The organism is Alteromonas sp. R7 (assembly GCF_055755235.1).
Genome location: NZ_JBVTQX010000001.1, coordinates 19246 through 32233 on the forward strand (window position 1 = coordinate 19246; position 12988 = coordinate 32233).

Here is a 12988-nt window from a genome sequence, read left to right on the forward strand (position 1 = left end):
TTTACGTTATGGGTTTTTACTTAACGCAACATTATGCAGTGATGAATTCGTACCACTTCTGCAAACTGTATTCGTAGGTTGGCATAACGGTATTCCATACGGCAACATTACTAAAACGCTCTTCATAACTCCCACCAGTGCGCTGGGCGCCTTGTCTAACACTAATATTTCCGTCGGGCCCTTTTAGCGGCTCTGATGCTACTTGCCCTTTGTACCAGTAATTCCATTCGGCGTCTGAAAGATATTGAGCTGAACGTTTAGGGTTGGAAATATAGTAGCCTTGTCTGGCAATAAATGCGCCAGGCCACCCCGACAGCCACCAATTCATATACTCATAAGCCACGTCCTTTATTCTACCTTGTGTGGCAGAGGACATGCACATTACACCGTGCCATCCGCGGTAGCCTTCTTTCGGTGCTGCAAACGTAACCGGAATATCTTGACCGTTCAGCGCAGAGACCGCAGGCGAGAACATGCTTTCGATTGCAACCCGTCCACTTTTCATGAACTCAACTGACTCAGGGACCGAGGTCCAGAACCCATTGAAATGGTTTAACTGAGTCAACTCTATAAGTAAGCTAAACAAATCATCAAGTTCATACTCGGTCATGGCACCGATATCTTGGAATTGAATGAACCCTTTAGCTTGTGCGGCAAGTGCTAAATCGAAAAGTCCGATAGTGGGGTCGTTGACTATGCCCACTTTTCCTGAATAGCGACTGTCTAAAAGCCAGCCCCAGCTTTCTTCTTGCCCTTGCAGTTCTTTGGGTAACTTTGATGTGTCATAGCCAAAAGAGTCAACATTGTGCACATAAGGTAAAAAACTAATTGTGTCAGTATGGTTGGCGCCTAGTGTGCCGTCGTCCTGAACATTAATAATTTTATGCGGTGCGTCGCCAGCGCCCATTCGCGCGTTCTCGGTAAGCTTTCCGGTTTTGCTTAAATCGTTTATTTCTTCCCAATACTGAAGGCGTTTCTTCTCTATGGGCTGAATAGCATGAGCGCGCCACAATACATTAATGCTATTAGACCACTGCTCATAAAGGTCGAATGACGTAGGGTTCATCGACGCCTTTTGAAGAACGGTTGCACTGCCACCCGGCTCGAACTCAATATTAATGCCTAAGTCTTCCATGGCGCGCTGACGAATGGCTTCTTGAAGCGTGACATGAGTGCCTAATACGCGCAGCGTCGGTTTTTCTTTTCCGATTGAAAAAGGGGTAATGCCCGCAGTAAGACCAAAGGCGAGACCGCCCTTTAACAAGGTACGGCGCTGGAAAGAAGAAGCGACGTTTTTATCTGAGTTTGAAGGCATTAACGTACGTCCATAGTAAACGATGACCCACCATTATTCTGGCATCTATTTCATAGAGTTACCAAAAAATGTTACCCCATAGTTAAAAATAAAATGTTGCTTTGACATATTTGGTAACACATCAAAATTAGCGAGTAGTTAAATTTTGTATTATAAAGATATCAAAATGATATCAAAGGTGAGTGATATGAAAGAAAGGAAAGGGTTTTCGGTAAACGGTTATTTGATGATCTGTGTTTTGCTAGTCGCACAGGTTGCTACGTTTTTCTATGCAGTGTCGGGTAACCCCGAAGCTGGTGTAATTCTAAGCGTTTTAGTGGGAAGTTTGTGGTTGGGCTATTTCATGGTGCAACCCAACCAAGCTAAGGTCATGACGTTTTTCGGCAGCTATGTAGGTACTGTCTCTGATGTTGGATTACGCTGGACAATTCCTTTGTTCCGTAGAGCTAATATTTCTCTGCGCATAAGAAACTTTGAAAGTGCCAGAATTAAAGTTAACGACAATCAAGGAAACCCCATTGAAATCGCCTCTATTGTCGTGTGGAAAGTGAGCGATACTGCTGAAGCAATGTTTGACGTAGACGATTACGAAAGTTTTGTGCGAATTCAAAGTGAGTCCGCGATCCGCAATATGGCAAGTAGCTTTCCTTACGATCCACGTGACGACGAGCAAGCGGAAGTCGCACTTCGTAGCCACCCAATAGAGATATCAGCGCGTTTACAAGAAGAGATCCAAGCTCGCCTTGCGAAAGCTGGGATCACAATTTTGGAGTCTCGTATCAGCCACCTTGCCTACGCGCAAGAAATCGCAAGCGCCATGCTACAGCGTCAACAAGCATCAGCTATTGTGGCTGCCCGGAAGCAAATTGTAGATGGTGCTGTGGGAACGGTAGAAATGGCACTTCAGCGATTAAATGAAAAGGGTGTAGTAGAGCTTGATGAAGAGCGTAAAGCGACGATGATCAGTAATTTATTAGTTGTGCTGTGTGGTGATAAGTCGACGCAACCGGTTATTAATACAGGTACAATCTACTAGCTCGTTTTTTTAATTTAAGTTTGAAATTGTAGTGCCGCAGCAATGCACTGCGGCACATAAGGTTTGTAATTTTGGCAAAGAAAAAAGCGTATCCACTTAGGATAAATGAAAATGTACTTGCCGCCATGGAGCGATGGGCTGCCGATGACTTGCGCAGTGTAAATGCGCAAATAGAGTATGTATTAAGACAAGCGCTAGTGAAGCAGGGAAGAGTGAAGCTGGTAGAAAAAGTGGTAGTAGAGGTTGAAGGTATTGAGCCGCCTGACGGGGGAGAAAACTAAGCAACGTGGCTGGACAGCCAAATCGATGCTGAGCTGATAAGCTAACGATTTAGGTTATTAAAGGTGAGCCGTAGTGAACAATATGCTCATGTAGCGTTACCACGAATCAATATTAGCTTTTACGTAACATGATGAGGTTTAGAATGAGACTCTGTGCCAGCTCTACCATCTTCACAGGGTTCTAACCCTTCGTTATCGATATCGTCATAACATTCGCACTCTATGGTATTGCGACCTTTATTTTTGGCTCTATAAAGGGCTTCATCTGCATCGCAAAGTAGTTGCTTTATGCTTACCTCTTTTAAGTCGCTTACATATACCGCTCCCAAACTAAGGGTAACTTGTCTTCCTTTCAACGGAGGATGGGTTTCATGGAGAATGCTGACTTTCTCGCGAAATCTGTCTAATAGTTGGCGAGGGGAGACTGGACTTGTTAGTACCATACAGAACGCAAACTCTTCGCCACCTATGCGCCCAATGGCATCTTCTTGACGAAAAATTGCTGCATTGTCTGAGCAACGATGGTTAATACGTCATCGCCAAATCCATGGCCATAACTATCATTAATAGCCTTAAAGTGATCTACATCGGCGATGCCAATCAACATTGCATATCCATTGCGTTTTGCGAAGTTTAAAGACTTTGCAAATGCGTCTAGAAATGCCCGTCTATTTGGAATGTTCGTGAGCGCGTCATAATATGCCAGTTTCTCTAATTTATGATTGGCTGAACGAAGCTCGCTGGTTCGATGGTTAACCAGGCTTTCTAAGTTCTGCTTTATTTTCTTAAGTTCTGAATTGCGCTTATCTAGCTGTTCAGATTGGAACTTCATTTCGCTAACGTTACGCTGAACAGCTGCAAAATGGGTTACTTCACCAAATTCATTGGTAAGCGGGAATATGTTCATTTGAACCCAGAAAGGTGTGCCAGACTTCGTATAATTTAAAAGTGTTTCGGTACATGGGCGTTGATCAATAAGTGACTGCCGAATACGCAGCGTAGAGGCTTTGTCGGTTAGGGCACCTTGAAAAATGCGAGGTGTCTCACCCAATAACTCCTCAAGACTATATTCAGTATGTTTACACAATGATTCATTTGCATAGATGATTTTAGGAGAAAGCGGGGCATCGATATTCTGAGCTTCCGTTACCAAAATCATATCTTGTGAATGTTGAACAATATCTTTGTAAGAGAAATCACTAATCTTTGCCGTGATATCAGTGAAATAAACCACTACAAAAGACGGTGAACTGCCATTGACCTTGTACTTTTCGGGATATGCGTTGACATTAAACCACGTTATTTTATCGGTATCTTTATTTATCGTTCCCAATATTCGGTTATTTATAGCGGTGCTAGTAGCAAGCACCTGGGCAATGGGAAGTTCGTGGTAAGGTACGCATGTCAATGAACTCCCAGGAGTCCACGTCTAAGCTTTTCTCTTTAAGTTTACCTATACTCAATCGAAGTAGCGTTAACGCAGCGGGATTGGCATACTCTACAACGCCAGTAGCATTGTGAATGACTACGCCAATTTGCGTATTTTCTAATAGATTGAACAAGTTAACATTGTCGATGCTCATTGCACTACACCAATTGAAAGCGTCAGTATGTACTGTTTTCCTTGGTACATTGGCGAATCAACGTTAATTGGAAAAGAAGGTTTATATTATATAATAGACTTTAGTATAAAAAATAGCCAAAAGCTGCAGGTGCATGCAGCTTTTAGCTGATTAACTTTCCAAGATAGTTAGCAGTGTCGGCGTCTAACAGTTCGTCTAACAAGTACAATGCCACCTAATAGACACAGTGGGAGTAAAGACCATGCTCCGCCATGCTCTTCTACTATGATTACCGTATCTTCAACCACATATTCATTATTTTCACTTTCAAGGGGAAGATAGGCGAGTGCACTGTCATCATAGGCATCGGTATACGCCACAAGCATTTCGGTATCTGCATCATAAAGCTCTAATAGAATGTCGTACTCACCCGGCGGATAGCCAGAAACTAATGTGCTTTCAATGGTAAAGGTATCTGTTGAGTCTTCTGAGTAAATGTAAAATTCAGACGACACGTGAATAGACTCGTACACGTCGTTTTTGCCCAAATACAAGACCGCGTATACTGGCGCGCGAGTGAAAATGGTGTCGGCGTCAAACTCAATCGAAAACGTAGAGTGATAACCATCGTAATCAATGTCTTGCTCAAGCGTTACCCAGCTTTCATAAATCCAAAACTCATTAATACTGCTGACTACGATATCGCTAGAGGACTTACTCACGGCTAAATGCTGTTGATGCTTACCCGCCTTGGCAAGGGACTGTTGATCAGTCTCAACGTCATCAACAGATTGAGAGATTGTTTCTTCGCTTGTCAATGCACCTGAGGTTTTAGGCAGCAGCGATTCAGCGGCAACAAATGGTTTGTTGTAACGGTATTCGTTAGAGGTAACGTTTTTGTTTTGTGCGCTATTTTCGGTACTGGCATGCACAGGTGACATAAGCGCAAGCTGTAATGTTGCAATAGCAGAATATGTAGTAAGTGAGAAAAGTAGCTTTTTCATCTGTCCATCCTTTTCCAATCGATAATGACAGTGTCATTGTTGACGGAAAAAGATGAACAAAAGCTGAAGGGTAACTTAACGCCTTCTCAGTTAAAACGGTGAGGGTGCCTTAGAGATCAGTCGTCGAAGTAGTGATCTTCTTCTTCGTATTCACCTTCTTCACGCGGCTCGAAGTAAGTACCCCAACCGTCGTAGGTTACATCATGCTTGTCGGCAATTTTAAGCAAGGTGTCAGAGTCCGCATTAAGCTTTTCAATATCTAGCTTTCGCTCTGCAACTGCGTCGAAGCAGAAAATGGTTTCGCCATCATCAAGAATAAGCTCTTCTGCGTCGGTGACTTCAAAACCAGCTTTAAACGCATCAACAGCTGCCTTTTCTAGCACGTCGAAGTCAGTGCTGGCGAAGTGGTGCTCAATGGTATAGTCGGCATCGGCTTGGCTGCCGTCTTCTAGAAGGGCATCAATAGTTTCTTGGTTAAACTCGTACCACTCTTCTCTTTCATCGAACTGGGTCATAATAAACACTCGTTAGCAATTTTGACGCAAGTTTACCTGCTTTTTTCCAGTTCATCGACCTGTGTATTAAGCGCATCAAACTTTTGTTTCATTTCATCGTTAAAATGCACCATCCACTCTTTAATTGTCTTGTCTTCGCCCAAAGCCTGAGGGGCAGCTATATCAATAAGCACAATGCCGTTATTCCAACGGTTCCATTTTACTTTATTGTGCAAATTGCTGGCGGTTACCATAACAACCGGTTCGTTGGTGGTCTTAGCTAGGCGAAACGCGCCTTGCTTAAAAGGTAATATGCCTCTGCCATAGCTTCGTGTACCTTCTGGGAATAGCCATACCGACGTTTTCTTTTTCGCAATGCGTTTTGCAGCAATATCGAGTGTATTACGGGCTTTACCGGAATTCTTTCTATCAATCATGATATTGCCCGACAACCAATAGATTTGGCCGAAAATAGGGATCCACTTTAAGCTCTTTTTGCCAATGGTTACCACGCCAGGCAGTGCAGCTTTACAGATAGTGATAACGTCGAAACTGTTTTGATGATTGGCGATGTAAACGTAGGGCTCGTTTATTTTAACCGCAGGATCTTTCTTTATAATAATTTTGAGACCTACGACCTTAGCCATAAATGAATACATACTACCCGCAATATGCACGTTATCTTTGTGAAAAGGTCGTGCGATACAAACAATTAGCAGAACGATGTTAATGAGTAAAAAAGCGATAAAAAGCGCCGGAATGCGGAATAAAGCGATCAAAACAACTCCTAGATACAATTGACGCGCGCAGTATAGATGAAGTTTCAGCGTACACTTGTCCGATGAGTTTTTACAGTGCGGAAGGTATAGTTGAGCAATAAGTTGGAAAAGTGGCTATGTTTCTCACCTTTAGTATGAGGAAATTTTGCCGATACCCAATTACAATAATAAAAAGCGCAATCGAACCTAACTCGGTAACCACTATATGCAGACATTTACTCCAGACGACCTAGAAGAAGATATTCTTGCTGACCTTATGGAGGAAATAAACGAACTCTATGAATCAAGTGAACAAACCTTGATTGAATTAGAGCTTCGTCCGGAAGACAACGAATTGCAGCGTGCTCTGTTTCGCTCAATCCACACCATTAAAGGTGATTTAGGCCTGGTTAACTTCTCTCCCATGATCCCGCTTTTGCAGCATGTAGAGGACTTGCTAGATTACTTGCGCAAAGGGCAGGTGGCGTACACGAGTACTATGAGTGACTTGGTATTGCTTACAATGGACAGAGTAAAAGCCTTCGTAGAGGCTGTAATGGCCAGTGGCAAAGCCGAATACGATGACAATCTTCACAATCAGCTGGTTTTAGCTATCGGTCGTGTGACGCCTGAAAATACTGCTGAGCATGAAAAACGCCTTACCGAAGCGGTCTTATTACTTAACCCAGCGTTAGATATTGTTGCGGATGAAGACGACCCACAAAACGTTCAGATAAAGCCCCCTACGTTAGCGGCTACAGGTATCCCTAAAGATATTAGTAGTGAAAAGAAGCAAGATATTCTATTTTTCCGCGACTTAATGCAAACCATTGAACGCCGCTCAAACTACTGGTCTGGTCGTGGTGATCGCATTGCCAAACTGGCTATGTATATTAACGACGTGGCCGAAAACCCTATAGACGAAGATCAGCTTGCCGTAGCCAGCTATGTACATGACTTCGGAATGGCCTTCATGCCATTGAAGCTTTTGCACAAAGGCGATGCGCTAAGCGATATCGAATTTAATCTTATGCGCTCTCATGTGTATAAAAGCGCCCGTTTGTTAGAGCACCTAGACCAATGGGATATGGCGCGCAAAATCGTGATGCAGCACCATGAACGCACTGATGGAACAGGTTATCCATTGGGGCTAAAAGAAGACGATATCTGTGAAGGTGCGAAGTTACTTGCCATTATTGATACCTACGATGCAATGACACACCCAAGAGCGCACAATGAAGATAACGTACTTTCTAAAAAAGAGGCGGTGATAGAAATAAATCGAAGCGCCAAAGGCCAGTTTAGTATGAAGTGGGTAAGGCATTTCAATCAGGGAATGACGGCGCTACTGACGAAAGGACATTAGGTCGCAAGCCGCTCATAAGCTAGCAGTGAGTTCCCTGCTAGCTTACGGCGTAATCACTAGGGTTAGTTCACGCCTAATTCTTTTAACTTTCTTGTTAGGGTATTTCTTCCCCAACCCAAGCGTTTAGCCGCATCTTGTTTGTGGCCATGAGTGTGCTGAAGTGCTCGCTCAAGCATAATACGCTCAAACGTCAGCATCGCGTCGTTAAGAATGTTGTGATGGCCGTCGCGAAGCTGTTTATCGGTCCAGCTTGCCAACAAATCTGGCCACTCACCCGATTCAGCGCTGGGTTTTTCAATACTGCTATCGCTGTGAATTTCCGGTGGCAGATCGCTGGGCAGCACTTCTTGACCACTCGCCATTACCGTTAACCAGCGACACACGTTTTCTAGCTGTCTTACGTTTCCAGGCCATGGTAGCTGAGACATTACGCGCTCAGCGTCTTTCGATATGCTTTTAGCTTCTACATCAAGTTCTTTGGCTGCTCGGCGCAAGAAATGACGGGTTAGTAATGGAATATCTTCGCGGCGCTCGTTAAGTGAAGGAAGGTGCACTCGGATAACGTTTAAGCGGTGGAACAAATCTTCCCTAAACTTACCTTCAGCAACCCTTTGTTCTAAATTCTGGTGAGTTGCAGCGATGATGCGTACGTCCACACTCACTGATTGATGGCCACCGACACGATAAAACTGGCCGTCTGCAAGCACACGTAAAAGGCGGGTTTGTACATCTAACGGCATATCGCCTATTTCATCTAAGAACAATGTTCCGCCGTCGGCTTGTTCGAAGCGGCCTTGGCGAGCTGCCTGGGCTCCGGTAAACGCGCCCTTCTCATGGCCAAATAGTTCTGATTCTACAAGGTCGGCAGGAATGGCGGCCATATTAAGGGCGATGAAAGGTTTACTTGCTCTTGGGCTGTGCCTATGAAGGGCGTGCGCCACAAGTTCTTTACCCGTTCCTGATTGCCCGTTAATTAGCACGCTAATTGAAGAGCGAGACAAGCGACCTATGGCACGAAACACTTCCTGCATGGCAGGTGCTTCGCCAATTATTTCCGTTACTACGTCTTCAACTTGCGCTTTAGATACGGTGGATTGCTCTCTGGCATGTGCCAGCGCCCGCTGGGTTAAGGTTACTGCCTCGTCGATATCAAATGGCTTTGGCAAATATTCAAAGGCGCCTTTTTGATATGCGTTAACTGCGCTGTCTAAATCCGAATGCGCCGTCATAATGATAACGGGGAGCATAGGGTGCGAGGCATGCACTTCGTTCAGTAACGTCATGCCGTCCATTTGTGGCATTCTTATGTCTGAAATGATGACTTCAGGGGCTTGGCCGCTTTGAAGTTGAAGCAATAAATCTTCAGGGTTTTCAAAACTTAAGCAGCTGATATCTGCTGCTTGTAAGGCCTTTTGCAGCACCCAACGAATAGAACTGTCATCATCGACAATCCACACAGACTCATTCGTCATCGTCTGTCTCCTTACGATCTATTGGTATGTAAATTACGAACTCAGTGTGACCAGGGTAGCTATCTACATCTATTTTGCCGCCGTGGTGGTTTATAAGGGTCTGTGAAATAGACAAACCCAACCCAGAGCCATTTTGCTTGCTTGTGACCATGGGGTAGAAAAGTGTGTCTTTTACTTCAGCCGGAATACCCGGGCCGTTATCAATAATTTTTATTTTAGCTACCAGCGCGTGACGCTTCGTTTGAATTGTCATTTGGCGCTCTATTCGCGTAATTAACCTAATTTGTGGGTTGGGGGTTTGGCTCTCGGTTAATGCCTGAACGCTGTTGCGCACAATATTGAGCACCGCTTGCTGAATCATGTCAGGGTCTAACATAAGCGGTGGAATGCTGGGGTCATAGTCGCGAACTATGGTAATGGGATTGTCTGAGTCAAAGCGCATTAAGCTGCGTATTTTTTCAAGCGCTTGATGCACGTTGCTTTCTTCAAATCGAGGTAGTGAATTTGGTCCAAGCAATCGATCAACTAAGTTTCGCAGACGGTCAGACTGCTCAATGATCATGCTTGTAAATTCTTTATGCTCGTCAATCAGCTCTTTTTCTAATAGCTGTGCTGCACCGCGAATACCACCAAGAGGATTTTTGATTTCGTGTGCAAGGCCGCGAACCAATTCCCGTGCTGCGTAATGCTGCGCGTTTTGTAAAGTTTCTCGAGAAATTCGCTTTTGCTGGTCAATCTTTTTAACTTCAAATAGCAGTCGTGGGCCGTCTTCGAAGTGCAAGTTGGTAACGGTTAGGTCGGCAGATACATAGCGGTTATCTCGAAAAGCCAACTTAATTTCGTTTTCGGTGAAATCTTCACCTTTTCTGATGGCAGCTTTAAGTCGGGTGGTTTCTATTGTGCCCGGCAAGAAAAAATCTTGAAGTGGATGCCCAATAAGTTGTTTTAATCCAGTCTCAAACAAAGCTTCACCAGCGTGGTTGGCATAAACAATCGTAAGTTTGTTGTCTACCATTACCAGTGCGGTATTTAGGCTATTGATTAGCTGTTGTGTTTCTAACTCGGTGGAATGCATCCGAGCTCGTCTCCTTTGCACCATAATTGTGCATTGTAGCTTGCAATGATGCGTTGCGCGAATAAAGAGCTCAAGAAGAAATGTTCACTGAACCTCTATGGTGCGCATACATAACAATGGTTGCACGCTATTAGTTATTAATTAACGCCGATGCCTGATGCAGGTAAAGGGTTTGTAATGGAGACGATGCAAGAGTCTTGCCCGTATTGTTCGTGAGTTCAACTTTATAAGTATGTGCCCCACGATGGATACCAGAAAGCTTAAAGACGCCTGAACTATTGCTAGCTAATGGGGCGTCGTCAAAGATTAATCGGTAGATTGGCGCTTTGGGTGCACCAGGTTGTGCGGCAGAAATAGTGAATTCACCCAAGTTATTGCGAATTGTCGCTTCTGGTGCAGGTGACTTAATGACTACGCGATAGTTGGGCTTGGGGGCAGCCGGCTTCGCAGGGGGAGGTGGGGTAACCTTTGCCGCGGTTACTACGTTTTGCGTTTTTACATCGAAAGCTAGGGGTTCTGCGTTTTGCTGCGGCTTGTCGGTGTAAGTCACAGAGCCGTCTTTACCTACCACCTTGTATATGGTCATTGGAGAGGTAGCTGCGGCTGATGTTGCATTGCTGCTTTGTCCGGTTTCGTTTTCTTGTGCTTCTTGCTGGGTACTTTCTTGGCTCAGCATTTCCGCTTGCACAGGCAGTAAGCCATTGCCGCTACTTAGTAATAGCGAAATTAAGCAAATGTCTCGCGTCATGTAGTGCACGTGTCGTTACCTAATCAATGTGGTTTTGGCTAGCTGGCTAATTCATATAGCTTGCTATGTTTGGCTTATGGATAACCTTTCTAGTTGTATGCAGATGCAAGCGGGCAAAGCCCTGTGCGCAGTTGATACAGCATGAAAGAGTATTCATTAGCATAGCTATAAAAACATAGTAGATAAATCGTACGCATAAAAAAAGCCCGCAGAGCGGGCTTTAGTATAAATTGCTATACAGTGCGAAATTACACGCTGTAGTACATGTCGAACTCAACAGGGTGAGTAGTCATGTTAAGTTTCGTTACTTCTTCAGACTTAAGATCGATGTATGCATCAATCATGTCGTCAGTCATAACGCCACCAGCTTTAAGGAAGTCACGGTCGTTATCAAGAGCTTCAAGTGCCATTTCTAGCGAGCTTGCAACTGTTGGAATTTCAGCAGCTTCTTCTGGCGGTAGGTCGTACAAGTCTTTATCCATTGAATCACCAGGGTGGATCTTGTTCTTAATACCGTCGATACCCGCCATAAGCATAGCAGTGAACGCTAGGTATGGGTTAGCTGTTGGGTCAGGGAAACGTACTTCAATACGACGTGCTTTATCGCTAGTTACGTGAGGAATACGAATAGATGCAGAACGGTTACGTGCAGAGTATGCAAGCATTACCGGTGCTTCGAATCCAGGAACTAGACGCTTGTATGAGTTAGTAGAAGCGTTAGCAAACGCGTTGATTGCGCGCGCGTGCTTGATGATACCACCAATGTAGTAAAGTGCTTCCTCAGAAAGACCTGCGTACTTGTCACCTGCAAAGATGTTTACGCCATCTTTAGAGATAGATTGGTGACAGTGCATACCAGAACCGTTATCGCCAACAAGCGGCTTAGGCATAAAGGTAGCTGTTTGACCGTATGCGTGTGCAACGTTGTGAACAACATACTTGTAAACTTGAATTTCGTCAGCTTTCTTAACTAGCGTATTGAATTGGCAAGCAATTTCGTTTTGGCCAGCAGTTGCTACTTCGTGGTGGTGCGCTTCGATAACAAGGCCCATCTCTTCCATAACTAGACACATTGCAGCACGGATATCGTGAGCAGAGTCCACTGGTGGTACTGGGAAGTAACCGCCTTTAACGCCAGGGCGGTGTGCCATGTTGCCGCCTTCAAACTCTTCGCCAGAGTTCCACTTTGCTTCAGAAGAGTCAATCTTGTAGAAAGAACCCGCCATGTCAGTGTGGAAGCGTACGTCATCAAAAAGGAAAAACTCTGGCTCTGGGCCGAAGAAACATGTGTCACCGATGCCAGTTGATTTTAGGAATTCTTCTGCACGGCGAGCAACTGAACGAGGGTCACGCTCATAACCTTCCATTGTTGAAGGTTCAACGATGTCACAACGGATGTTTACTTGTGTCTCTTCAGCGAAAGGGTCAACTACGCAGCTTGTTGCGTCTGGAAGAAGAACCATGTCTGATTCGTTGATGCCTTTCCAGCCAGCGATTGAAGAACCATCGAACATTTTACCTTCTTCGAAAAACTCTTCATCAACAACGCTCGCAGGAATAGATACGTGTTGTTCTTTACCCTTTGTATCGGTAAAACGTAAATCTACAAATTTCGCTTCACTTTCTTTAATCAGCTCTAATGCCTTTTCTACTGACATCGTGTCCTCCAGGTTTAATGTAAAAATGCGGAATGATCAGCTTCACTCCAACAGTGGAAAAAGTGAAAGCGATTATCATGCCATCTATATGTATACCGATTTCTGTGGCATAGACGGGCATTTATCACTTCCGTTTGAATTAAATTGCATTATATTGGTGCAATGTTGCACCAATATGGCGTTTTGTGCTCATTTATACGTCAATCAGCCTAGATTACT

At 44.4% G+C, this 12988-nt stretch carries 12 protein-coding genes and 1 pseudogene; 3 read left to right on the forward strand and 10 right to left on the reverse strand.

Features of this window, described 5'->3' with window-relative positions; genetic code table 11:
- Nucleotides 1–31 precede the first annotated feature (31 nt).
- Entirely contained in the window at nucleotides 32–1315 is a 1284-nt protein-coding gene (locus AC0J2X_RS00080; RefSeq protein WP_101565717.1) for an ABC transporter substrate-binding protein, read from the reverse strand.
- A gap of 187 nt (nucleotides 1316–1502) precedes the next feature.
- Here AC0J2X_RS00080 and AC0J2X_RS00085 point away from each other — a divergent pair, with 187 nt between their 5' ends.
- Nucleotides 1503–2351 (forward strand): SPFH domain-containing protein, encoded by an 849-nt coding sequence (locus AC0J2X_RS00085; RefSeq protein ID WP_278711794.1) that lies wholly within the window; start codon nucleotides 1503–1505, stop codon nucleotides 2349–2351.
- Between the two features lie 71 nt (nucleotides 2352–2422).
- The gene (locus tag AC0J2X_RS00090; RefSeq protein ID WP_014950597.1) at nucleotides 2423–2632 is read left to right on the forward strand and encodes a type II toxin-antitoxin system antitoxin; all 210 of its coding nucleotides are present in this window, start codon (nucleotides 2423–2425) and stop codon (nucleotides 2630–2632) included.
- Between the two features lie 223 nt (nucleotides 2633–2855).
- Here AC0J2X_RS00090 and AC0J2X_RS00095 read toward each other — a convergent pair.
- From AC0J2X_RS00095 to AC0J2X_RS00115, 5 genes and pseudogenes are all read right to left on the reverse strand, one after another.
- Nucleotides 2856–3791, reverse strand: a pseudogene (locus AC0J2X_RS00095) (GGDEF domain-containing protein); the annotation flags it as partial.
- A 196-nt stretch (nucleotides 3792–3987) separates the two neighbouring features.
- Nucleotides 3988–4215 carry a PAS domain-containing protein gene (locus AC0J2X_RS00100; protein WP_232375953.1) on the reverse strand — a complete coding sequence of 76 codons (228 nt, stop codon included), beginning with the start codon at nucleotides 4213–4215 and terminating at the stop codon, nucleotides 3988–3990.
- Between the two features lie 167 nt (nucleotides 4216–4382).
- Nucleotides 4383–5198, reverse strand: coding sequence for a choice-of-anchor H family protein (locus AC0J2X_RS00105; RefSeq protein ID WP_061486485.1), 816 nt, complete (start codon nucleotides 5196–5198; stop codon nucleotides 4383–4385).
- Nucleotides 5199–5314: 116 nt separating this feature from the next.
- Complete coding sequence (gene rraB / locus AC0J2X_RS00110; RefSeq protein ID WP_014950594.1) at nucleotides 5315–5713, reverse strand: ribonuclease E inhibitor RraB; 399 nt, start codon at nucleotides 5711–5713, stop codon at nucleotides 5315–5317.
- 32 nt (nucleotides 5714–5745) lie between these two features.
- Nucleotides 5746–6471 (reverse strand): 1-acylglycerol-3-phosphate O-acyltransferase, encoded by a 726-nt coding sequence (locus AC0J2X_RS00115; RefSeq protein WP_061486484.1) that lies wholly within the window; start codon nucleotides 6469–6471, stop codon nucleotides 5746–5748.
- Between the two features lie 205 nt (nucleotides 6472–6676).
- Here AC0J2X_RS00115 and AC0J2X_RS00120 point away from each other — a divergent pair, with 205 nt between their 5' ends.
- Entirely contained in the window at nucleotides 6677–7816 is a 1140-nt protein-coding gene (locus AC0J2X_RS00120) for an HD-GYP domain-containing protein (protein ID WP_014977285.1), read from the forward strand.
- Nucleotides 7817–7878: 62 nt separating this feature from the next.
- On the opposite strand, the gene glnG is transcribed toward AC0J2X_RS00120, so the two are convergent.
- From glnG to glnA, 4 genes are all read right to left on the reverse strand, one after another.
- Nucleotides 7879–9288: a nitrogen regulation protein NR(I) gene (gene glnG, locus AC0J2X_RS00125; protein WP_014977284.1), complete on the reverse strand. Its 1410-nt coding sequence runs from the start codon at nucleotides 9286–9288 to the stop codon at nucleotides 7879–7881.
- Nucleotides 9278–10363: a nitrogen regulation protein NR(II) gene (gene glnL, locus AC0J2X_RS00130; protein WP_014950590.1), complete on the reverse strand. Its 1086-nt coding sequence runs from the start codon at nucleotides 10361–10363 to the stop codon at nucleotides 9278–9280. Before glnL ends, glnG begins: the two co-directional genes overlap by 11 nt.
- 130 nt (nucleotides 10364–10493) lie before the next feature.
- On the reverse strand, nucleotides 10494–11120 hold the full coding sequence (locus AC0J2X_RS00135; protein WP_061486483.1) for a hypothetical protein: 627 nt from the start codon (nucleotides 11118–11120) through the stop codon (nucleotides 10494–10496).
- Between the two features lie 239 nt (nucleotides 11121–11359).
- Complete coding sequence (gene glnA, locus AC0J2X_RS00140) at nucleotides 11360–12769, reverse strand: glutamate--ammonia ligase (protein ID WP_014950588.1); 1410 nt, start codon at nucleotides 12767–12769, stop codon at nucleotides 11360–11362.
- Between the last annotated feature and the right edge of the window lie 219 nt (nucleotides 12770–12988).

What these genes read in the sequence shown, in the direction of transcription:
- glnG (WP_014977284.1), bottom strand. Translation starts at nt 9,288, where the DNA reads ATGACGAATGAGTCTGTGTGGATTGTCGATGATGACAGTTCTATTCGT.
- AC0J2X_RS00120 (WP_014977285.1), top strand. Translation starts at nt 6,677, where the DNA reads ATGCAGACATTTACTCCAGACGACCTAGAAGAAGATATTCTTGCTGAC.
- glnL (WP_014950590.1), bottom strand. Translation starts at nt 10,363, where the DNA reads ATGCATTCCACCGAGTTAGAAACACAACAGCTAATCAATAGCCTAAAT.
- AC0J2X_RS00085 (WP_278711794.1), top strand. Translation starts at nt 1,503, where the DNA reads ATGAAAGAAAGGAAAGGGTTTTCGGTAAACGGTTATTTGATGATCTGT.
- AC0J2X_RS00100 (WP_232375953.1), bottom strand. Translation starts at nt 4,215, where the DNA reads ATGAGCATCGACAATGTTAACTTGTTCAATCTATTAGAAAATACGCAA.
- AC0J2X_RS00080 (WP_101565717.1), bottom strand. Translation starts at nt 1,315, where the DNA reads ATGCCTTCAAACTCAGATAAAAACGTCGCTTCTTCTTTCCAGCGCCGT.
- rraB (WP_014950594.1), bottom strand. Translation starts at nt 5,713, where the DNA reads ATGACCCAGTTCGATGAAAGAGAAGAGTGGTACGAGTTTAACCAAGAA.
- AC0J2X_RS00105 (WP_061486485.1), bottom strand. Translation starts at nt 5,198, where the DNA reads ATGAAAAAGCTACTTTTCTCACTTACTACATATTCTGCTATTGCAACA.
- glnA (WP_014950588.1), bottom strand. Translation starts at nt 12,769, where the DNA reads ATGTCAGTAGAAAAGGCATTAGAGCTGATTAAAGAAAGTGAAGCGAAA.